This window comes from Nocardiopsis alborubida (assembly GCF_012396365.1).
In the GTDB taxonomy this organism is placed as follows: Bacteria; Actinomycetota; Actinomycetes; order Streptosporangiales; family Streptosporangiaceae; genus Nocardiopsis; species Nocardiopsis alborubida.
The window spans coordinates 21,700-42,837 of record NZ_JAAXPG010000041.1 but is presented as its reverse complement, the minus strand read 5'-3'; the positions used below and the strand labels follow the sequence as shown (position 1 = coordinate 42,837).

Genomic DNA, 21,138 nt, shown 5'->3' with positions numbered 1-21,138 from the left:
CGTCCCCCTACAGGGCGTCGGCGAAGGGGTCGGACCGCAGCGGCTGCCCCGCCTCGTCCTCGGTCATCAGGCACGAGTCCAGCAGGGACACCAGGCGCCGGGCGTCCAGGTCCACACCCGTGAACGCCAGGTGCTGGCGGCGGTCGCCCAGCACCGGGTCCCAGTCCAGGAGCGCGGAGACCCGGCGGGTCTCGGAGACCATCTCCACCGCGGCCTCGGGCAGCGCGCCCAGCCAGGGGCCGCCGCTCTCCAACAGCAGGGCGTCGTTGTAGGCGTCCCACACCAGCAGCGTGTCCGGGCGGCTGGCCAGCCAGATCCGTCCCCGGCCGCGCAGGCCCGCGGACACGATCAGCTCCAGCGCCTCGTGCAGCCGCACGGGGTGCAGGGGGCGCCTGCGGGTCCAGGTCACCGTGCTCACCCGGCCGTCCGCGCGGTCGGCGTAGTGCGCCCAGGCCGGGTTGAGCCGGTGCGCGGCCGCCTCGGGGTCGAACCGGCCGTGCGTCAGGTCCGCCAGCCCGCCGCCCGCGGGGACGACCACGGCGGCCGGGTTGAGGTGCTCCACCAGGGCGCGCGCCTCGTCGAGGTGGCGGGTTCCGTGCACGGCGACCGCCGTCGGGTACTCGACCTGGTGGGCGAGCACCTCGGCGACCGTGCGCTCGTCCTCCACCGCGATGTCCAGGTCCCGGTCGCTCAGGTCGTCGTGCCCGGACAGGTCCGGCAGCAGGCGGTCGGCGTCCACCGCCCCGATGACCGCGGCCAGCCGCAGCTCCTCCCGGGCCGCGACGACCTCGGCGACCTGCCGGGGTTCGACCCCGTCCCAGGTCTCCACGACGCACAGGGTGTGCTCGCCCCGCTCGGCAAGCCGCAGCAGCGCGGGCACGAGGTCCTCGCGCAGTGTGCAGGACGCGCACAGGTGGTCCAGGTGAACACGGCTGTGGTCCACGGGACCCCAACGGTCACGGGTGACGCGGTGGACGATCCCCTCGGCGATTCCGTCGAGGTCGTGGTGCACGGCCACGGACCCCGGGACCTCCGCCAGCAGGTCGTCCACGCTGCGTCCGCGCGCGTGGCGGTGCAGGCCGCAGACCACGGCGACGCGCATGGGGGTTGTCGACTCCATCAGGGGACACCCTCCTTTCCAGGAAAACGATAATCATTATCGTATAGCACGCGCATGGTGTCCGGGGAAAAGTCGGTTGCCATAGTCACGACGAACGTAGTACTTTGCCTGAAGTGGTTGGAAGCGATCCCCTGGAGGCACCGTGGACATCGAACTCGTCGGCCTGGCCGTGCTCTGCGACGACCCGCGCGCCAGCGCCGCGTGGTTCGCCGAGCACTTCGGCTTCAACGTCAACATCGACCTCGGCTGGTACCTGAACACCCAGCACGAGGACCACCCCAAGCTGTCGATCGACTTCGTGCTGCGCGACCATCCGTCCACGCACGAGGTCCTGCGCTCGGGGAGGGCGGAGTCGCTGGTCGCCTTCCTGGTGCCGGACGTGGACGCCGAGGAGAAGCGGCTGCGGGAGGCGGGGGTGGAGGTGATCATGCCGCTGGTCAGCGAACCCTGGGGGCAGCGCCGCTTCCAGGTCTCGGGTCCGGAGGGCCTCTACGTCGAGATCCTCCAGATGGTCGCCCCCGACCCGCAGTGGATGAGGGACAACGGCCTCGCCGAGGAGTGACACCGGGGGCCGCACATGACGCGGGCCGGGACGGAACCGACTTCCGTCCCGGCCCGCGGTGTTCGCTCAGAAGTGCTCGGCGAGCGGGCCCAGCACCGGGGACCACTCCTTGACGTCCACATCGGAGACCAGTCCCTGGAGGCGGAAGGGGTCCTTCTCGGTCAGGGCGATGACCTCGTCGCGGGAGTCGGCGCGCAAGAGCAGGAGGGCGCCGGGGGCGTCCTCCGGACCGAAGGGGCCCGAGCACAGGTTGGCGTCCTGCGCGGCCAGGTACTCGCGGTGCGCGGGACGGTGCTCGTCGCGCGCGGCGGCGCTGTCGGGGGCGTAGGTGTAGGTGACGGCGAAGATCGCCATGGTTTCCCTCCCGGGGTGTGTGGGGCACGGGTGCGTGGTGCTGCGGCTGGTGCCGCGATCGCCGTCACTGTGCCACAGACGCAGGTGGGAGGGCGTGGTCGGGGTGGAAGCGTTCCGCTGCGGCCGGGAGGACGGCCGCAGCGGGTGCTGGCGTTCTACCAGGAGCGGGCCACCGAGAGGAAGGTGGACCACTCGGCGGCGGGGAAGGGGAGGTGTCCGGCGGTGGGGTGCTTGGAGTCGCGGACGGCCGCGCCGCAGGGGAGGTCGGCGACCTCGACGCAGTTCTCACCGGCGCCGCTGTGGGTGCTCTTCCGAAAGTCCGTGGGGATGTGGGCGACTTCCACGCAGTCTTCACTGGCGCCGCTGTAGCTGCTCTTCCTGAAGCTGAGAACGGTCATACAGTGCCCTTCAGCGATGTGACCAGGTCCCTGATGAAGCTCACGCTCTGAGCTGCGGTGAGTGCGGCGTTGTGAGCCTCACGCCACATAACTTCATAGCGACGTATCTCTTCGTCCTCTTCTGAGAAGATTTTACAGGTTGGTGTATCCATGTACCCAATGGTGGGGTCCGTTGGTTCTGGGAACTCCAGGATCTGGAAGCTTCCAAGGTGTGCTGCGTGCATCCCTGAGGAGAAGGGCAGGACGTGAATGGAGATCCTTGAGCGCTTTGCCATGTCTGCAAGGTGGTCCAGTTGCTCTCTCATCACCTCCACTCCTCCCGCGAACCGGCGTAGGGCGGCTTCGTCGATGATCGCCACGTACTCGGGCGGGTAGAGGCGTTCGAGGATCTCCTGCCGTTTCATGCGGCCATCGACATGGCGCTGGATCTGTTCCTCCTGAAACGTGTTGGTGCCCGTGAAGACGGCTCGTGTGTAGGCGGGGGTTTGGAGAAGGCCAGGGAGCACTTGGGCTTGGTAGGTCCGGATGCACGAGGCCTCGACCTCGAAGGATGGCAGGCCATCAGCACTGAAGACGTCCTTGTACTTGGACCACCAGCCTCGCTCGCCCGCATCTTTGGCCAGTTGGTGAAGGCTCTTCCAGGACTCCTCATCCATGTTGTACAGCCGAGCCAATGCGTCCAGATGAGCTGTCTGGATGCGTTTGCCTTCGGGGCCTTCGAGTCTTCCAATGGTGCTTCTGGGCACGCCTGACCCTTTAGATGCTGTATCTAGCGTATGTCCGGATTCTTCGCGAAAGTCGCGGAGTATACGCGCGAGGCGTCGTCGGCGAATTGTGGGGCTGAAGCTGGGTTTCATGGGGGAAGCCTAGCAAGGTCTAGAGGGATTCCTAGGAGCAGCTTGACTTTTGGGATTCTAAGAACTCATCATGGAGATGTAGTCAGTGACCGATGGATCACACAGAGTTCACGTCGGTCAGGCTACGCCCTGCCCGTTCCGCGCATCACGGCATCCGTGAGACTCCTCCAACGGGCACCACGAAACCCCTGCTCACGCCAAGGAGTGTTCTCGTCATGCCCGCGAAAGCCCACGCCCCGATGCCCGTGCCCGCGCTGGGAGAAGCCACGGTCCCGCTGGCCAGCTTCATCCGACCGGTCCACCGCCACTACTTCACCCGGCAGCCCGAGCGGCCCAACTACCGCATGCGCCGTTACGACTTCGCAGGGACCCCGGCGGTGATGCCGCTGGTCCGCGCGTTCCTGGACACCTGCGCCGCCGAACGGGACACCGACTACCGCTACCTGTTCACGCTGCTGGGCAGCGAACTCGCCAACAACGCGATCCGCCACAGCCTCTCCGGCCGACCCGGCGGCAGCTACACCCTCCTCGTCCACCGCCACCGCACCGGCCTGCGCCTGGCCTGCCGCGACCGGGGCGGCCTGCGCGAGCAGGACTCCCGCCTGACACCCAAGGAGAACGGCCTGAACCTGGACGCCGAATCGGGCCGGGGCTTGGCCATGGTGGACGCCTTCGCCACCGAGTGGGGCGACAACGGCAACGCCCACTACCGCACGGTGTGGTTCTACCTGGCCTACGACCTCACCGGAAGCCGCTGGAACACCCACACCGACCTCTGACATGCCGCCGACATGAGACGGGCCCAGGAAAGCGTTGCAGCGCTTCTCCCGGGCCCTGAACCCCCAGAAACCAACCCAGACATAGGCAAGAAAAGAGGATCTGATGCAGCACCCTATCCCCTCGCCCCGCCGTTCGGACGACGTTCGACCGATGCCCCGGCCCATCCCTTTGCTCCCGCGCCGCACCCCGCTCATCGGCCCGGCCTGCCCGGTCTGCGAGCACCCCTCGTGCCGCGTCCGCCGCGCCCAGCGCCTGCCCCGCCTGGGCGGCCACCGCTCCGAGTTCGCCCGCCCGTCGCCCTCCACCACCCTCAACGGACGCCTCCGGCGCAGTTTCTCCGCGGCACACGCCCAGGCCGCCGCGATCCAGGCCCGGCACCGCCACCTGATCGTCTACTACGGCGAGGCCACCCAGTCCTTCTGGGCCGTCACCCCCACCGGCCTCCTCGAAGCCGCGAGTGTTGACGCCCTCCTCCTGGCCCTGTGGCCGTACACCGACCCGCACGCCACCCGCCCATGGGTTCGCACTCGCGTCCCGGCCTGATCGTCACCGCCATACGCCCACCGTGGCTGCTTGCCGGTTGGGGCCAGCCACGGTGGGTACTCAGGTCAGCCCGAGGAGGACATCCCGCCCCTCGTCACCGTCCTCTGAATAGCTGAGGACGACGGCACCGGGAACAGCCGTGGTGAAGAGTTGTGCTTCAGTGTCCTCGATGCCGACCTGACTCACATCGATCACCACGGGGCTGTCTTCTGAGTTCCAGCCGTGGAACCATATCTCCGCGTCCGGTCCGAGAGAGTGCTCACCGGAGTTGACGATGCCTTCTGCCAGGACGATCGAGTTGTCCGTCCCCAGCCCGGTGACGTCGGATGTATCCGGTATCGCCTCAGTGGGGTTGGGCAGGGTGGTCAGTGTCGTTCCTTCGGGGTTCTCACGTCGGTACTCCCCGTCGCGGGCGTACCAGACCACGACCGATCCGTCCTCCTGCGCTCCGATGACCGCGCCCTCCCATGTACCGATGACCTCGCCCGTTGACACGTCGAAGAGCACGTTGGGGGAGTTCAGCGTCCTCATCACCAGGTGCCGGTCGGAAAGGGGATCAAGGCTTCGATGATCAATGGACTGGAAGGCAACGACGCCGAAGTCCTCCTCGAAGCGCCACAATTCCTCACCTGTTCGCAGATCACGTCCGACCAGACCGGAAATGACGACGTCATCCTCCTCTCGGGTGTAGGTGAAGTCGCGCACCACGCTCGGCGCGCAGGTGAAAGCCTCCACGACCACGTCGTCGAGGACGACCGCGTCGTCAGTACTGCTGTTCAGGCCGTCGGCGGTGGTGCACCCGGTCGGTTCCTCGCGGGTCCACACCGGGTCGCCGGTCTCCAGGGAGAGCGCCGTTAGTGCGGGACCTCTGGAGGAGCGGACGACCATGGTTCCCTCGTCCACGGACCGGTTGAAGGACCCGTCGTCCACTCCGATGTCGTCACTACTCGCCTCGTCGCGGGTGGACTCCTCAAGGATCTCGCCCGTGGACGGGTCGAGTCGGAGAAGCAGAGAACCGGCTTCGGAGTCCTCAACCTCTAGCGCCAGGTACTCTCCGTCGCGCGAGGCGTACGCCGCGAGGGCGGTGTCCTGGGCGCGGTACCGCCACAGCTCCTCGCCCGTGTCCCCGGCGAGCACGACGTAGCCGTCATCGAGTACGACAGCCACGCCCGTGGGCACTGGAACGGTGTCGATGATCCGAGCGTCCTCAGGGGGCTGCCACTCCCAACCGACCTGCTCGACCCGCTCCGGGTAGGCCGACTCCTTTATCTCGTCGTTGGTGGTGCGGTCGGAGCCGAAGGGAAGTCCGCACCCTGCCAGCGGCATGAGCACAGTCGCGCATACTGCTGCCAGTGGGAGAAGTCTTCGTGTACCGGGCATGGCGTGTCTGCTGGTTCCCTACAGTTCACTGGTTCCGCAGTCGACGTGGACCGCGATGCTCTCTTCTCCCATCCGGAGCACGAGAGCACATCTTTGCCGCAAGTACTTATGTGAGGCCGACCAGACGGCGCGATTCGGTGTCCGCGTCGCTGACGGTGGTGTCCTCCGTCATCTCGGTGACGACGATGGCTCCGGGAGCGAGGATCATGTCGGTGGGCGGTGCGACTCCGAAAAGGGGACGTGCGCCCTCCTCCACACGCGGGTCGCGGTGCACGTCGATACCCAGGTCGATCACATGGGGGTCCGTGGAGTCCTGCCAGTCGAATACCTCGATTGTGGCGGGCTTCCATCCATCATCGGTCGGTCCGACATTGAGCCTGGCGACTGATGAATCCATGGGGAGGATGAAGTTTCTCGGTATCCGGACACCCGCCCCCTCCACCGTAATTTTCTCTTCAAGGTTTCCCGAGAAGTCCATGCGTGTGTAGGTGTCAGTTTCCGCTTCATGGTCCGTCTTCACCGTGGCATAGCCGCTCTGGGAGATTGAGATGACATCAGGGCCTGAGAGAGTGAACACGTTGTCCGCCACGGAATTTCCGGTGGCTGGGTCCAGGAGCCATTGTTCGAAGTAACCGGGTCCTTCCATGACAGCGGCTACGATCCCACTTCCGGGGTAGGTACTGAGTTCGATGTCCCTGTAGGTAACTGGGGCGTCCAACTCGTGTTCTACGCGCCAAACCTCCTCGCCGCTGCCAGCATCCAGGCCCATGATCACGGCGGTGTGCCTCTGGATGGCGTCGAGATCGCTCATGGTCTCCGTCGGGTCGGCGAAAGACCCGGTGACGATGACCGTATCCTCTGCGGTGACGAGTTCACCGGGGAGGAACTCCTGACCCTGATCATTGGGCTGGAACACCTGGTACTGTTCCCATTCCTCCTCGCCGCTGGAAAGACCGATTGCCCGCAGTGTGAGATCGTTCTCGCTGTTGCGGCCAAGGGCGAGCCGGTGATCTTGGGTGAGCAGCCCAAGCCGTTCAGGAGTCGGTTCCAAAAGAGAAATATTATGAGGAACCGAGTTCACCAACGTGAAGTCGGTAACTTGCTCGCTGGTGATCTCCCCGGTGAAGGAGTCCAGCACGACCACGTCGTGCTTCGTGGTCTCTGTCTCGCTTTCAGTATCCGTCTCATCGAGATAGGAAACAGCCACGGACTCTCCGTTTGGCGTCACGTTACTTCCACTAGCTGTGGTTCCGGTCCGTCTGTAGCTCCAGAGTTCTTCTCCGGTATCTCCCCGAAGTGCAATGACTCCGTCCGAAACAGACACCACGACCCCAGAGGGTATGGTGTGCACCGCGTTGACCACGATGTCCTCTGGAGCTTCCCAGTTCCACCCGACTTCGGTAATCGTGCGAGGAATGTCGATGCTACCAACGGGATCCGATGCCGTTGTGTGTTCCGTTGCAAACCCGGCTGTACACGCGGACGCGAAAAGAACGAGCGCTGCCATGGTACAACTCAGTGCTCTCTTTTTTCGATTTCCCATGAAGCTATACAAATTTTTTTCTCCGTATTTTTGTGGATGCCTTTCACTGTAGAAATTACGGTCGCTGCGCGGTGCTTGTCTCACGAAACGGCTTCTTCGATCGATTCTAGAATCATGGGGACAACACCGCTGCCCATCGGTAGTTCGTGGATAGTGGACAGGCGCGACGTACCATCTGAATTCTCTACGAGCAGTTCATCCGGGAATTCCTCAGGCTGCATCACATCCGCCCCCACGAGAAGATTTGCCGCCTGCACCGCAGCGCTTCTGTCTATCGGGTTGTGCCTGCCCACAACAAAGGCTTGGGGGGTCGGATCCCCGTCCGTGTTGGGTGGGAGGAACCAAGACTCCATCCCTTCGACGTTCCACAGGCCGGGTTCGTACGATGCACCAGAACTTTCCCTGAGGTATAGATAATCAGTGCCGAATTCACCATACAGGGCCCTGTGCAAGGGATCATTCTCTTTGCCCATATACAAACCGTCGTAATCCGCCACGAGCACCTCAGGTGGAGTTTCGACCCCTGCTGCCGAGAACTCCTGACTCCACTCAAGGTCGCCTGACCCAGGGTTCAAGGCGAGCAGCACACTCGACTCCGTGCCTGGGCAGAGAATCGAGACAAAGACGTTTTCCGTGGACGTGGTGACCTCAACATCGTCCCGGGAGAGTTCAGTGCCGTCGCAGTACGCGGCTAGTCCAAAACGCCATATATCGTCCTCTTCGTCCTTATTAGTCGGCTGCTCGCCAGTCAGGGTCAGCGGGTTCTCTTCGAACGTAAAATTTGTACGATCGTATGCGGCATCTGCCAGAGAGGAAAGGCCTCCTGAAGGCATAGGGATAGGATCGATTGTCGTCTCCTGACGTTGACCAGTCCCGGGATTCAGTACCGCATAATGCACCTCGTCGGACCGCAATCCGTCTACCTGGTAGGCCACGCGGATCGCGCCACCATCAGGCCTGAAGCTGACGGCAACTTTCTGCCCGGGGATGCGGAAGTGCCAGCGTTCCTCTCCCCCGGGATAGCCGACCCCGAACACGCCGTCCTCGGTGACCGCGACCAAAGAAGTTTCTGCCGCGACGAGTCGCAGGGCATCGGGATGATCCCAGTCAGCCACGAACTCATCGAACTGGCCCACACTGTCCAACGTCTGCGGAGCCGTGATGTCCAGGTCCTCCGAGGTCTGGTGCTCAATGACGGGTGGATCCGGGGTCACCACCGGTTCGATCACAGGCACCGAACCCCACAGGAGCACGAGCACTCCGGCAATGGCCAGTAGTACCCATCGTGCCCGGACACGCCGTCTTCTTGGTTCTTCTTCATCCATGGAAACTCACAGCACACCGATGCATGTTGTCGATATTGTTGGTCCTTGCTATTAGAAACGAAGATCGATGCTTGGCGCGAGACATGCCCTTCGAACATGCCTAAGTGTGATTCGCATTTGTGTGCCATGCATGGATTGCCTGTCGGTCTTCTACGGTTCGCCGGTTCCGCAGTCAACGTAGTCATTGATGCTTGCGTAGTATTCATCGGCGGTCTCGAAGGCGCCATTGAAACCTTCTACGTAGGCTTCAGTGAACACATGGCCGTTTTGAGGTGATCCGCACCACGTGACCTCGTTGTAGTCCATCGCATCATAGAGAGCGGAATCAATCCTGTCCCTGGTGCCATTTGGTACTCGCCAATCGTCCTTTTTTAGCTCAACACGATACTCGCCTCCTTCGTAGACAAGAATTTGGGAATTAGTGAGGAGCTCTCGGTTTTCACCAATGTTAGCTACGACCTCATTGGGGTTGTTCTCTTCTAGCATTCGATCGAGGGTGCGCACACTCACCTCCCGGGTGATCCAGGAAGGACTGAAGTGAGGTTCTTTTCCTCTATCTTCAGGATCGTTATCGCGCGGGGTGAACTCGGATGTGCAAGCACTGAGGGAAAGTGTTGTCAGCAGGGCGATAGCTGGCCAATATATTTTTCTTATTTGCATGGATCATTTTGTGGGCCCTCGTTAGTCCATGTTCACAGGTATCACTGAGATTCCTGCTCTTCTTCGGTGGCAGTGAGTTCGATGTCATCACCTGTTCTATTGAAGAAGGTACTTACGGAGTTGTATTCGTCTCGATATTCTGATCCAAAATCACCAACTCGAAGGTTGTTTGGTTTCGTGCGCCCATCCGACAGGAGTCTGGACTCAAGGATCTGGAACTCTTCTTTTATTGAGTCTGCTGTGGCTCTAAAGTCGTCAATGTCGTCCCGTTCGAAGCTTATTAGAATTTCGCCCATGATTCCCTTTTTGGTATTTTTTATTCTATTTGCTAGTCAAAATTAATATCTCTGTGGCTGCTCCAGGTGTCGCTGAAATTTTCTGCGCTTTTCCAGTCTTCCTGGGCGATGCTGCCGGCGCCGCTTTGAATGTTATTGGCGAGTTGCAAGCCATGGTTCTGTACGTCGAGGAAGGACTGGTGCGTCGAGTTCTTAAAAAGGTTGAATCCGTTGGCGATATCAGGGTTGCTCGTTTTTGATCTGGCTTCATCCAGGAGAAAATCGTACATGTCGGCGATACCTGCCATCGCGTCGGCGAGCGTCTCGGCAAGTTCGCCGCCTTTCATGGCCTCGATCGGGTTGGCGCCAGCTTCGCCTGCCATGTCGGGGGACTCCTTCGGGGAGGGGTGGGGGCGTATGGGTGGGGATGCTCCGTAAGTTAGCAGTTGTGACCAACGGTGAGGGCAGCGGTATCGGATGCCACGTTCGGCGAAGAAGCTGATCAGTCGTGGTCGTGCCGGCCATGGCCGCTTAGGGGCGGGTGGCCGGATTCGGCCAAGGACCAACTGCTGTTATCACCAGACGCCGTGGCACGGGTCAGAGCACGTGCGAGGGCTCTGGTACAGGAAAAACGTCCCTATCGCCGATGACCTGTTCGGTGAGCACATCGAGAAGCTGCGAGGAGAGGCCTGATGGGTACGAGCCTTCACGACATGCTGGCCAAGCGTCCAGTTGATCGTGACGCCCTGGAGGCACACAAGAAGCGCATGCTTGACGAAGTGCGTGCCTACCACCTGCGTGAGTTTCGCGAGCTGTCCGAGCTCACCCAGGTCCAGCTCGCAGAGTGGCTGAACATCAGCCAGAACAGGGTGTCGAGCATCGAGCGTGGTGACATCGGCCGTTCCCAGATCGAAACCCTGCGCAGATACGCCGAAATCCTCGGTGGAGAGCTGAGGGTGGAGGTGGAGATCGGCGACCAGCGCTGCCGGATCACCTGATCTGCCCCAGGCACAGGAACAGGCCGACCGGCCCCTCTGTGTCAGGAGCCCTCGGTGATACGCGCCAGGGCGTAGGCCCACACGCCCTGCACGGTGACCACCCCCAGCCAGACCGCCGCCGCGAGCGCGACCACGGTCACCGCGCCCGCGAGCGCGTACGTCACCACGGCCACGGTCCGGCGCGTGCTCCGGTGCCCGGCCCCCCGGTAGGTCATCGGGTCTCCTCCGCGTACTCGGGGTGTTCCGGCTCCGTGCTCCCCGGCCGCGCGTGCCGGGGACCATAGCCCGGGTCCCGAAACCCCTCCGATGCCCCGGGATCCCCGGAACCCCCTGGCAGCCCCGGCACCCCCGGCGTCCCGGGCTCCTCCTGGGCCCGCGCCGCCCCGGCCGCTTCCCGGGGCGCGGCGAGCATCGCGGTGAACGCGTCGTGCTCCCCGGCCAGCGTCCACCGCAGCAGGGCGCCCAGACTGGGATCCGCCCGGCCCTCCCCGTCGGTGACGGCCGAGGTCAAAAACACCCGCGCCTCCCCGAAGTCGGCCTCGGCGTCCCGCAGCAGGTTCCCCAGCCCCAGGGTCCGCTCCGCCCACGCGCGCGCGTCGGACTCCCCGGGCGCGATGGCCGTCCCCCGCACCAGGTCGCCGCGCGTGACCACCACCGCGAGGCGGGCCTGGCGCAGTCCCCGCCCGCCCCGGCGCCGGGCCAGCATCCGGTACTGGCGCCGGATCTCGTCGCGCACCGCCCCGTAGGCCAGTTCCGGATCGCGGGTGTGCGATCGGTCCCCGGCCAGCCGGGCCCTCTCCCGCGAGGTCAGTGAACGCCACACCGACTCGATCCCCAGCGGGTCCACCGCGAGCACGAACGTCGTCGCCCGGCCCAGGTAGGCCAGCTCCTCGACGGTCGCCGACCGGTTGAACCGCTCGCCCGCCGCGTCGAACAGCTGCATGAGCAGGGTCCTACCGCCCGCGCCCACCCGCACCGTCAGCCCCCGCACCTCGCGGCCCGGGGGAGTGGGCGCGGTCCGGGAACCGGTCGCGAGCACCCGCTCGCCGTCCCGCATCCGCCGCACCGTCTCCTCGCCCACCGGCTCCACGTACGCCTCCGGTGTCCGGCTCGCGGCCTGCGCCAGCGCCAGGTTCATCCCGGTCACCAGCCGCGTCTTGCCCGCGCCCGTGCCCCCGAACAGCGGCAGCACGAACTCCCTGGCCTCGCCCGGACGGTGCTCCAATCCCCGGTCGCAGTGCGGACACCGCGCCTCCAGGTCGGCCGAGCCCAGCAGGAGCAGCGTGGGCAGGCGCGCCCCGCACAGGCACTCCCGGCGCCACAGCCCCCGCCCGCCGGGGCGGATGGCACCGTGCCGCCGACCGCAGCGCGCGCACAGGTACGCCGGGTAACCCAGCCGCAGGAAGCACCCCGGGCACACCATGCGGATCCGGCGCACCAGCAGCAGCCCCGAGTCCGCGAGCCGCAGCGCGCCGACGGCGGTCCACGCCGCGGCCAGGTAGAGGCCCACCACCAGGGCGTGGACCAGGAACTGCGGCAGCAGGAACACGCTCCACGGCGCCGCGGCGCCCCAGCTGTGCCCCACCACCGCGCGCAGGTCCCACCAGGCCGGGCCACCGTGGTAGGCGCGGTGCGCGGGGTCGTCCCGGGTGCCCGGCAGCGGCTCGTCCGGGTGGTCGCCCGCCCACATCACCTCGCGTACGCGGCGCAGGTACGAGGCCACCAGCACGCACCACCCGACGAGGAGGACGGCGCCTCCTCCGAGCACCACGGCGCTCACCAGTCCCGCGAGCAGCCACCACCGCAGCAGATAGACGACCACCAGGCCGAGGCCCGCACAGACGGCGACCAGGAACGCCGCTCCGACCTGCACGCCGCCGTCGTCGCGCCGCGACCGTGCCGCACGCCTCAGCGCCGACCGTCCCGTGTCCGCGGCCCGCCCGGCGGAGGCCGCCCGCTTCAACGCCGCCCGCTCCGCGCCCGCCGCCCTGCTCATGACCGCTGCTCGCCCGACCGCGAGCCCAGTCCGAGGAACCCGCGCCTGCGCGGTCCGCGCGTGCGCTGCGCCCACTCGTCGAAACCCGCCGTCGACTCACGCGGCAGCTGTCTGCGCATCCTCGCCAGGTGGCGCCGCCGCCACCCGCCCACGGCGGGTGCGAGCACCGACGCGTCCAGGCTCCCGGCGCGCCCGTGCCCGGCCAGGACCCGGTGCCTCGTCGCCCGGTACACCAGGGCGGCCGTGGCCGTGTCCGGGCGGTCGTCGGCCAGCCGGGCCGACACCGCCTCGCCGTAGGCGGCGAACACCTCCGCGGGGCAGTCCCGCAGGGCCTCGGCCAGCAGCGAGCACTGACACCACCCCAGCAGCACGCGTACCACCAGCCGCCAGGCCACCTCCTCCACCGCCGGATGGGTCCCCCGGACGGCCGCGTACACGGCGGCGAGCCGGTCGTGCGCCCGGTCCTCACCGGCCGCGAGCAGCGCGACCAGGGACGGGCGGACCTCCGACCACTCCATGACGACCTGTCGGCCGCGTTCGGGAAGCCGGGTCCGCAGCCAGTGCCGGGACACCTCGTCCACCAGCTCCCGCCACGTCCGTTCCTGGCCCGTCTCGGGCGGCGCCGTCATCGCCTCGGCCACCCAGCCGCCCACCCCCGGCGCGACCAGGACCCCGGGCCGCAGCACGCGCAGGACCAGCAGTGCGGCCCGCGGTCCGTGCCCGGGGCCCCACACGTCGGTGAGCAGGTCCTCGTCCAGGTCGTGCGCGGCGAGTCCGGCGGCACCGGCGGCCCGGCCCTCCCGGCGCACGGACACCAGGTACGACAGCAGCCCCGGGAGGTCGTTCCGGTTGTCGGTGGCCAGCAGCCGCAGTTCGCGCAGCGGGGCGCTGGACCCGTCGCGGTCGTCGGCGAACAGGGCGCCGACCGGTCCGGCCGCGAGGGCCGACAGCTGCTCGCGGGGCAGCGCGGCCAGGTGCGCGGCCGCGCCCCGGCGCACCCCGGGGTGGGCGGCGACCAGAGCTCGCGCCTCCGGGGAGGGCAGGTGCGAGGCGGTCAGCAGCGGGGCGAGCACCCTGCCGCCGTACCGCTCCATGCTCTCCTCGGGGAGCAGCAGACCGCTGGCCCGGGCCCAGCGCAGCAGCACCACCGCCCGGTCGGGGGCGAGTTCGCCGCACTCGCCGTCCAACAGGGCGGCGACCCGTTCCCGGGCCGTGCCGCGCACCGACTCCGTGCGCATCGGCGCCACCGCGGGGCAGCCCCCGCCCGCGGCGATGTCGTCCAGGGAGCGGCGGACCATCACGCGTTCGAGCCGCTCGGTGGTTCCGTCCGCACCGCCCAGCCGGTGCGCCACCCGCTGCAGACCGGCCAGGTCGGCCGGGTCCAGGACTCCCGACGACGGCTCCGTGAGCAGACCGGTGCCGCTGGGCGAGCCGTTCCGGCCACCCGCGGACAACCCGCCCCGTTCCCCGCCGTACGCTCCGTTCCGGTTCTCCCGGGGCGCTCCGCCGCGGTCTCCTCCGGGCGCCCGCTGCCCGACCGACGGCCGGACCGCACCGGCGCCGAGTACCGTGACCGTTCCGCGGGTCCCTCCGGGCCCCGCGCCCGCCGCGCCCACCAGGTTCCTGTCCGGCCTCTGTTCGCCGACCCCCGCACCGGCGCGGGCCTCCTCCGACGCCGCGGCGTCGGCGTCCAGGATCCGGTGGACCAGCGCCGCCGCGTGCTCGGGGGCGAGCCACTCCACCGCCTCCGACAGCCACTCGCGCACCTCCCGCAGGTCCTCGCGCGCGGGAGCGTCCCCGTCCAGCAAAGACGCCGCGGCCAGCACGGGGAGCCAGTCCGCCAGCGCGCCCTCGCGGCCCGAGGCGTACGGCCGGGCCCCGCGCCACAGCACCGCCGCCCGGCGCGTGCCCAGCCGGACCAGGCGGTCGGCGACGGTCCGCGCACGGGGGTCGGGTTCGGGGAGCGCGTCCGGCGGGTCCTCCTCCGGGTCGTACACCGTGAACCGGTTGCGCCACAGCGCGGTGTCGGAGCCGGGTGCGACCCCGACGACCTGCACGAGGGCCTCGTCGGGGTCGCCGCAGTAGGTCGCGAACGACAGCAGCCGCGCCCGCCGCGGCGGCAGCAGGTGGCTCAGGGCCGCCACCCAGTGCGCCACGGACGGGCTGTCGGCCACCAGCACCAGCGGGCGGGAGTCGTCCACGGCGTCGTCGGCGGCGAGCAGCAGCCGCGTCACCACCTCCGCCGGACGTCCCCGCACCCACGCGTCGGTGCGCCGGCGGTCCAGCGGGCCGGGGCCGATCTCCAGTTCGGACAGCTCCGGAAGCCCGGACAGGCCGGGGTCGCCGACCGGCTCCTCCGCCCAGAAGTCGGCCTCCCACAACTCCGCGGGCAGCGGGCCGGAGCCCTCGGGGCCCACGGCCACCAGGCTGTGCGCGAAGTAGTTGCCCGGCCTCCCGGACGGGTCGTCGCCGCTGGAGACCACGCGGCTCAGCACCGGCACCCCGCCCACGTCGGGGGAGTAGCACAGGTTGACCGGATGCTCGTCGACGCGTTCGCGGGAGCGCGGCGGCTCGTAGACGGTGAACCGCTCGACCTCCCTGAGCACCCGGGGGTCCACCCCGGGGGTCGCCGCGTTGAACTGGTACCCGGCGTAACCGGACAGGCCGTGCTCGCACGAGGTGTAGTACAGCTGCGCGAAGCCCATCGGCGCACCCCTTCGGTCTGGTCGTCGCGGGGGGTCTGGTTCGGTGGTGGTTCGGAAAGGACCCGGGAACCGCGGCCCGGCGGGTCGGCCGGGCCGGGCTCAGGACCAGGACGCCTCACGTGAGGGGATGACCCCGAACTCGCTGAGCATCCACAGGAACGGGTCGGCGACCCGGTAGGGGCGCACCCCGCCGCGCACCCGGTTGCCCGCGTCGGGGACGCCGCCCAGGGCCGACACCCCGAAGTAGCGGGCGTTGCGGTAGTGGTTGCGCACGTGGCCGTCCACCCCGCCGCCGTCCCAACGGTGCAGCAGCTGCTGGATCTGGGCGTGCACGTCCTGGCTGTCGGACTCGTCGAAGAACGGCGCGGTGGGCTGCGGCCGGTGCAGCGGAGACCCCTCGTCCAGCTCACCGTGCAGTGCGTCGATCTTGGTCAGGCACACCGCCATGGGCACCTGGATCAGCCTGTTGACGGCTCCGGGGCGGCTCATCAGCAGGTCGGTGACGCGCCCCAGCATGTCCAGCGGGCGGCTCTCCGCCCTGTCCCGGGCGGGCGGTCGCCTGCCCGCCCGGACCAGTTGCCGGGTGCCCTCCATCCGGAGCGGGTCCAGCAGGAGGATGATCCCGTCGGCGCTGTTGAGGTAGCGCAGGTTCGCCTCCACACTCTCCCCGGAGGTCAGGTCCTCCCCGGCGGTGTCGAAGAACGACAGCAGCGTGTGCTGCGGCCGCCTGCCGCCCAGGCCCCGGCGCTGGGTGGTGAACCGGAACACCAACGGTTCGCGGGTGACCCCGGTGCGCCGGGTGGCGCCGAGCAGCCGCGCCTCCTCGTAGAGCGGGGTCTCGTAGTCGGCGTGAAACCGGTGCCGGGTCTGGTCGTCCGAACCCCCCACTGACGCGTTGAACCGGGAGCCCACACGGTTCATCAGCTCGTGGATGAGCACCGTCATGAACACCGTTTTGCCCGCGTCGCGCGCCCCGACCAGGGCGATCATCCGGCTGCGGATCCGTCCGAAGTTCACGGGGAGCTGGGCGTGACAGGTGGCGCACACCTGTCTGCCGGTGGTCGACGCGCACTCCGGGCACACCGCCCGGGCACCGCGCCCGTCGGCCTCGAAGACCGGCGGCAGCCGTTCGCGCCTCCCCAGCTGGGCGCGGATCGCGGGGTCCTCCACCGGCGCGCACACCCGCCCGTCCGGTCCCGGGCGCCCGGTGCACCGGAAGCGGATACGGCGCTCGGCGAACCGCGCGTAGCAGTAGGGGCACACCAGGAGGCGGCCCTCCACGGGGATCAGCGAGCGCACGGCGTCCAGGCTCCTCAGCACCTCAACTCCCTCACCGGGGGCTGGCGCAGCCGCACCCCCGTCCCGTCGTCGTCCGCCGGGAAGCACATCAGCCAGCCCTGGCCGGTGCCGCGCGGAGGCCGTACGCGCACCGAGACCCACTCGCCCGCCGACAGGTACTGGGCGGGCAGGACAGCCAGCACCGTTCCCTGGTCGGCGGTGTACGGCTGGACCGGGCCGTCGGCGTACACCACGACCACCTCGGGCATGGTGCAGTCCTCCTCCGCGACCAGGTGCACCACCCGGTCCCGGCGCAGCAGGCCCGCCGACTCCACGCGGTAGTCGAGCACCGCCCGGCCGGGCACGGTGACGCTCGCGGCGGAGCTCACCGCCTCCCCGCCCTCGAAGGGGACGACGGCGCGCACGTCCACCCGCACCGACTCGGGGCCCATCAGTGTCTCGAAGCCCCCGTCGGAGGAGTACTGGCGGCGGGTGCAGCGCAGTTCGCCGCCGGTCCAGGTCTCCGTGCCGCGCTCCTCGGGACGCCAGGAGATGATCGCCGCGCAGGCGTCCTCGGGCCAGGTCCACCCGAGCCGGACCGAGGTGTCGAACCGCTCCGCGCGCAGCCCCTCCACGGGAGGGGCCGCGGTCACCCGCACGGAGACGCCCACGACCGCCTGGTCGCCCGCCACCGTCACCGCCAGGATGTGGTTGGTGCCCGAATCCAGGGTGAACGCCACCCGCTCCCGTTCCTCCTGTGCGGCCTGTGCCTGGTGTGCGCCCTGTTCCTCGGCCGCGGTCATGCGGTTCCCGGATACCGCTGTGGTGGTCGCCCCGCGGTTCCACGGGGCCGCTCCGATCGCCGCCGCCCCGGGGGCACTCTGAACACCAGTGGCCGCCGCTGTTCCACGGTGCCAGGGTGGTGCTCCGGTCGTCTCTGCTCCATGGGCCCCGGAGACACCAGGAGTCGCCGGCGTTCCGGGGTTTCCGGGTGCCCGGGCGGACGTTGGCGCACCGTGATCCCCGGGCGTCCCAGGAGTCCCGGCCTTCTCATCCTCTCCGGGTGTGCCGCCGGGTGTTCCCGGACCTTCCGCCACGCGGCTTTCGGGTGCCCCGGGACCTTCCGGTCCCCCGTGTCTGGAGTGCGTGGCCGTACCGCCGTGCCCGGTTCCGCGGGCCGCCGCGTCCGTGAGCAGGCCCGTGGCGGCGGAACCCTCAGCGCGGTCGTGGAGGGCGACCCCCTGCGGGGGCACCACCGGTCCACCGCCCGACCCGGTCCCCGGCCGTTCGCCCGCGGTGGTGCGGTGCGACGGAGGGTGCGCCGTACGGGCCTCGCCGTCATGGAGCTCGGCGTCGGCCCGCCCGGCGGAGCCGAGCACGCGGGCGCCCTCGCCCTCCCCGCCCGCGGGCGGGGACGGCAGCACCACGCGCGGCAGGTCGGAGCCGTCGGCCGGGGGTACCGCCTGGACGTTCGCGGAGCGGTTCCGCTCGTCGCGGGCGTCCGCTCCGGTTCGGGCGGGAGCACCGGGGACACCGTCCCCCTCCCCGGTGGCCTCCGGTGCCGGGGGCTCCGCGGCGGGGGAGAGCCTGGCGTGCCTTCCGACGCTGAGGGTACGATCCCCGGCTCCCTCGGCGGGGTCGGGAACGCGCTCCCCTTCGGCGCCTCCGGGAGCCGCGGAGCCGCCGGAGGGCGTGTGCGGGGTGCGGGTGTCCTGACCGGGGGCGGTGCGGGTCCGCCCCGAGGGCCGTTCCCCGGGACCCAGGATCCGGACTCCCTCTCCCTCCTCGTCGGCGAAGCCTCCGCGTCGCGCGTCCGTGCCGTGGTCGGCGTCCCGGTTCTCGGCCGGGCTCCTCTCACCCGGACCGAGGACGCGGACGCCCTCGGTATCCCCGTGTCCGCCCTCCTCGGGGAGCACGGGGTGCGTGTGGCCGGTGTCGTGGAAGGCGCTCCCGCGGGGTCGGTGCCCGTTCTCCTCGTGGGGCGCGGGGTGCGCGTGTCCCGTGTCGTGGAACGCGCCCTCGCGGGGGCGGACCCCGGTCTCCTCGGGCACTGCGGCGCCGGTGCGTGACGCGTGCGGACCGGATGCGTCATAAGGGGGGGTGTCGGCGCGGGTGTGGCCCGTGGTTCTCTCCCCGGGCCCGAGCACGCGCACGCCCTCCCTCTCCTCACTGGGCAGCCCTCCGCGCGCGAGGTCCGCGTGGCCGGTCACCGACCCCGGGAGCGGACCCGAGGCGCGGCCCGCGCCTGCGCGAACACCCGCTCCGCCCCTCGTGCCGACTCCCCGGCTCTCGGGGAACCCCTCGTCGTCGGCCACCGGGGTCTGGTCCACCTCACGGCCGTAGGACTCCAGGTCGTCGGGGCCGACCACCGTGCCGAGGGGCCACTCGGGCGGCTCCTCCCCGACCCGCAGCACGACCCTCCCCCGGGAGGGACGCGTCCACGAGGCCCGGAAGTCCGCGCCGCCGTCCGGCACCACGGACAGGTCCCGCACCGCTTCCGGGCACGGGCCCGGGCTGGCCCGGCGGACGAGCCCCGCCGACCCCCGCGCGTGCCCGTTCGAGGTCACGTAGACCGCGCGGACCCGGTAGTGGTACTCCACGTCCATCTCGACGTCGGTGTCGCAGAACCCCGACCCGTCCGTCTCCACACGCACGCCGTCGCCCGCGCCGCGCGGCGGCGCTCCCACGCCGCGCAGCACCTCCACGCGCACCGCCTCCGCCGGGGCCTGCCAGGATCCGGACACCGAGCGCTCCCCGGCGCGCACCCGCAGCGAGGAGACCTCCGGCGCGATCATCACCGGCGCGGACGACACCTCCTCCGACACCCCGGTGCCGCCGAGCACCGCCGCCACCGCGTAGCGCGCCTCCGCTCCCACGGGGGCGCCGGTGTCGGTGATCTCGCTCCCCGACAACTCGCCCACCAGCGTCTCGCGGGCGCTCCCGTCCCGTCCGGTGCGCCGCGTCACCCGGTAGGTGACCGACCCGGCCGGAGCGGGGCTGGGCTGCCAGGAGACCACCACGCTCCGGCCGTCGACCCGGGCCTCCACACCGCGCGGCGGCAGCGTCGCCACCTCGCCGAGCCGGGCGGTGAGCGCCTCGTCGTCGGCGGCCGCGTCCGCCGCCGCGGCCAGGGCCCGGGCGGCCTCCTCGCGGTCGCCCGCGCGCAGCGCCCGTTCCGCCTGCGCGGTCAACTCCTCCACCTGGTGCATCCGCGCGCGCAGGCGCTCGTGCAGGTCGTGGTCCTCGGGCAGGTTTTCGGCGGCCTCCTGCGCCTGGCGCAGCCGGTTGTCCGCGAGCAGGTCGTGCACGTCCTGCTCCGCCCGGGCGGGTGCGTCGGTACCGGAGGCGGACCGCCGTACGGCCGCGGCCAGCAGCAGCGCCTCCTCCTCGGCCAGCCCCCGGCGGACCCAGTGCCGGACCAGGCCGGGCTCGGCCAGTGCCTCCGGGCGCTCACGCAGGTCGCCGACGATCTCCCCCAGTACGAGGGCGTCGGCCCGGTCGCCCTCGGCGCGCAGGATCTCCAGCACGTTCTCGGCCGCCGTCCTGCCCTCGGACTCCGGTTCCAGCCGCACGCGCTGGACCGCCTCGTCCAGGGCGGCCTTGTCCAGGGCGGTGCCGTCGCGGAGCCGGAAACCCTCCAGCACGGTGAACCCCTCGGCCAGGCGCCGCTCGCCGAAGACCTCCATGGGGGAGAAGGGCACACCCCGGGTGCGCAGGTGCTCGCGCAGGGCGCGCAGAGTGTGCTCGGGAAGGGCGTCGTCCAGTTCGGGAAGCCGGTCCACGACGCGCACGTCGTGGTCGAGCAGGACGCGCTCGGCGTCGGCCTCGGTGACACCCACCGGCGCGATCATCGACCGGAGGGTCTCGCGGTCCAGGAGGGTGGTGGTCAGGCCCTCGGCGACCTCGGCCCACGCACTCAGGGCCCGCCGGGCCTCGTCGGCGCGGACCTGTCGGAAGTGGGCGTGTGTGAGCGCGCCCTCGCCCTCCAGCCGCTCGTGCTCGGCGACGAGCTCGACCAGCACCTCCTTCAGGGAGCGGCGGCGGCTCTGGAGCGCGCGCCAGTAGGCGCACACCTCGTTGACGTGCTCGGTGAACGCGGCCGGGTCGGCGCACAACCGCAACTCCAGGCGGGGTCCGACACCGTAGCGCGTGAACAGGTCCGCGGGCAGCCCGTGGGCGCGCGCGGCCACCAGCACCTCGTCCTCGTAGCGTGTGCGTTCCTGTGCGTCCCAGGGCATCGTGCGATCCCGCTCCCCTCGTGTGGTCGTGGTCGTACGGTCCGGCGAGGGGGGTGGGCGGCGGGCTCCGGAGGCGGTGCCGGTCAGTTCACGCGGCTCCTCTGGAGCCGGAGGCGGTGATCGCTC

At 69.2% G+C, this 21,138-nt stretch carries 19 protein-coding genes; 4 read left to right on the top strand and 15 right to left on the bottom strand.

Translation table 11 applies throughout. From position 1 onward, the window contains the following. Positions 1-7: 7 nt before the first annotated feature. Positions 8-1,102, bottom strand: a complete 1,095-nt coding sequence (locus HGB44_RS29005; protein WP_061082251.1) for a CobW family GTP-binding protein — start codon at positions 1,100-1,102, stop codon at positions 8-10. A 160-nt stretch (positions 1,103-1,262) separates the two neighbouring features. Between HGB44_RS29005 and HGB44_RS29000 the strand changes: the two genes are divergently transcribed. Further along, positions 1,263-1,682, top strand: coding sequence for a VOC family protein (locus tag HGB44_RS29000; protein WP_061082250.1), 420 nt, complete (start codon positions 1,263-1,265; stop codon positions 1,680-1,682). A 66-nt stretch (positions 1,683-1,748) separates the two neighbouring features. Here the strand turns inward: HGB44_RS29000 and HGB44_RS28995 are convergent, their stop codons facing one another. The 3 genes from HGB44_RS28995 to HGB44_RS28985 all read right to left on the bottom strand — a co-directional run bounded on the left by HGB44_RS28995 (position 1,749) and on the right by HGB44_RS28985 (position 3,291). Then, positions 1,749-2,036, bottom strand: coding sequence for a YciI family protein (locus HGB44_RS28995; protein ID WP_061082249.1), 288 nt, complete (start codon positions 2,034-2,036; stop codon positions 1,749-1,751). Positions 2,037-2,191: 155 nt separating this feature from the next. Then, positions 2,192-2,434 (bottom strand): DUF397 domain-containing protein, encoded by a 243-nt coding sequence (locus HGB44_RS28990; RefSeq protein ID WP_061082248.1) that lies wholly within the window; start codon positions 2,432-2,434, stop codon positions 2,192-2,194. Further along, positions 2,431-3,291, bottom strand: coding sequence for a helix-turn-helix domain-containing protein (locus tag HGB44_RS28985; RefSeq protein ID WP_082768511.1), 861 nt, complete (start codon positions 3,289-3,291; stop codon positions 2,431-2,433). Before HGB44_RS28985 ends, HGB44_RS28990 begins: the two co-directional genes overlap by 4 nt. 215 nt (positions 3,292-3,506) lie before the next feature. On the opposite strand from HGB44_RS28985, the gene HGB44_RS28980 reads away from it, so the two are divergent. Both HGB44_RS28980 and HGB44_RS28975 read left to right on the top strand, forming a co-directional pair. Next, positions 3,507-4,070, top strand: coding sequence for an ATP-binding protein (locus tag HGB44_RS28980; RefSeq protein WP_061082246.1), 564 nt, complete (start codon positions 3,507-3,509; stop codon positions 4,068-4,070). 103 nt (positions 4,071-4,173) lie between these two features. Then, positions 4,174-4,614, top strand: a complete 441-nt coding sequence (locus tag HGB44_RS28975; protein WP_168444197.1) for a hypothetical protein — start codon at positions 4,174-4,176, stop codon at positions 4,612-4,614. A gap of 60 nt (positions 4,615-4,674) precedes the next feature. Here the strand turns inward: HGB44_RS28975 and HGB44_RS28970 are convergent, their stop codons facing one another. From HGB44_RS28970 to HGB44_RS28945, 6 genes are all read right to left on the bottom strand, one after another. Further along, positions 4,675-5,940, bottom strand: a complete 1,266-nt coding sequence (locus HGB44_RS28970) for an outer membrane protein assembly factor BamB family protein (protein WP_231972592.1) — start codon at positions 5,938-5,940, stop codon at positions 4,675-4,677. A gap of 160 nt (positions 5,941-6,100) precedes the next feature. Continuing rightward, entirely contained in the window at positions 6,101-7,501 is a 1,401-nt protein-coding gene (locus HGB44_RS28965) for a hypothetical protein (protein WP_168444196.1), read from the bottom strand. Positions 7,502-7,617: 116 nt separating this feature from the next. Next, the gene (locus HGB44_RS28960; protein WP_168444195.1) at positions 7,618-8,862 is read right to left on the bottom strand and encodes a hypothetical protein; all 1,245 of its coding nucleotides are present in this window, start codon (positions 8,860-8,862) and stop codon (positions 7,618-7,620) included. Between the two features lie 150 nt (positions 8,863-9,012). Further along, positions 9,013-9,522, bottom strand: coding sequence for a hypothetical protein (locus tag HGB44_RS28955; protein ID WP_231972588.1), 510 nt, complete (start codon positions 9,520-9,522; stop codon positions 9,013-9,015). Between the two features lie 41 nt (positions 9,523-9,563). After that, on the bottom strand, positions 9,564-9,818 hold the full coding sequence (locus tag HGB44_RS28950; RefSeq protein ID WP_168444194.1) for a hypothetical protein: 255 nt from the start codon (positions 9,816-9,818) through the stop codon (positions 9,564-9,566). 32 nt (positions 9,819-9,850) lie between these two features. Beyond that, the gene (locus HGB44_RS28945) at positions 9,851-10,180 is read right to left on the bottom strand and encodes a hypothetical protein (RefSeq protein WP_061082630.1); all 330 of its coding nucleotides are present in this window, start codon (positions 10,178-10,180) and stop codon (positions 9,851-9,853) included. 309 nt (positions 10,181-10,489) lie between these two features. Between HGB44_RS28945 and HGB44_RS28940 the strand changes: the two genes are divergently transcribed. Next, positions 10,490-10,795: a helix-turn-helix domain-containing protein gene (locus HGB44_RS28940; protein ID WP_061082631.1), complete on the top strand. Its 306-nt coding sequence runs from the start codon at positions 10,490-10,492 to the stop codon at positions 10,793-10,795. 41 nt (positions 10,796-10,836) lie between these two features. Here the strand turns inward: HGB44_RS28940 and HGB44_RS28935 are convergent, their stop codons facing one another. From HGB44_RS28935 to HGB44_RS28915, 5 genes are all read right to left on the bottom strand, one after another. After that, positions 10,837-11,010: a hypothetical protein gene (locus tag HGB44_RS28935; RefSeq protein ID WP_168444193.1), complete on the bottom strand. Its 174-nt coding sequence runs from the start codon at positions 11,008-11,010 to the stop codon at positions 10,837-10,839. After that, positions 11,007-12,791: a TRAFAC clade GTPase domain-containing protein gene (locus HGB44_RS28930; RefSeq protein WP_231972589.1), complete on the bottom strand. Its 1,785-nt coding sequence runs from the start codon at positions 12,789-12,791 to the stop codon at positions 11,007-11,009. Before HGB44_RS28930 ends, HGB44_RS28935 begins: the two co-directional genes overlap by 4 nt. After that, positions 12,788-15,496, bottom strand: a complete 2,709-nt coding sequence (locus HGB44_RS28925) for a GTPase-associated protein 1-related protein (RefSeq protein WP_061082632.1) — start codon at positions 15,494-15,496, stop codon at positions 12,788-12,790. The genes HGB44_RS28930 and HGB44_RS28925 overlap by 4 nt, the downstream gene beginning before the upstream one ends. 99 nt (positions 15,497-15,595) lie before the next feature. Beyond that, the gene (locus HGB44_RS28920) at positions 15,596-16,816 is read right to left on the bottom strand and encodes a TRAFAC clade GTPase domain-containing protein (RefSeq protein WP_231972590.1); all 1,221 of its coding nucleotides are present in this window, start codon (positions 16,814-16,816) and stop codon (positions 15,596-15,598) included. After that, positions 16,810-21,012 carry a hypothetical protein gene (locus HGB44_RS28915; RefSeq protein ID WP_061082633.1) on the bottom strand — a complete coding sequence of 1,401 codons (4,203 nt, stop codon included), beginning with the start codon at positions 21,010-21,012 and terminating at the stop codon, positions 16,810-16,812. The genes HGB44_RS28920 and HGB44_RS28915 overlap by 7 nt, the downstream gene beginning before the upstream one ends. Positions 21,013-21,138 lie beyond the last annotated feature (126 nt).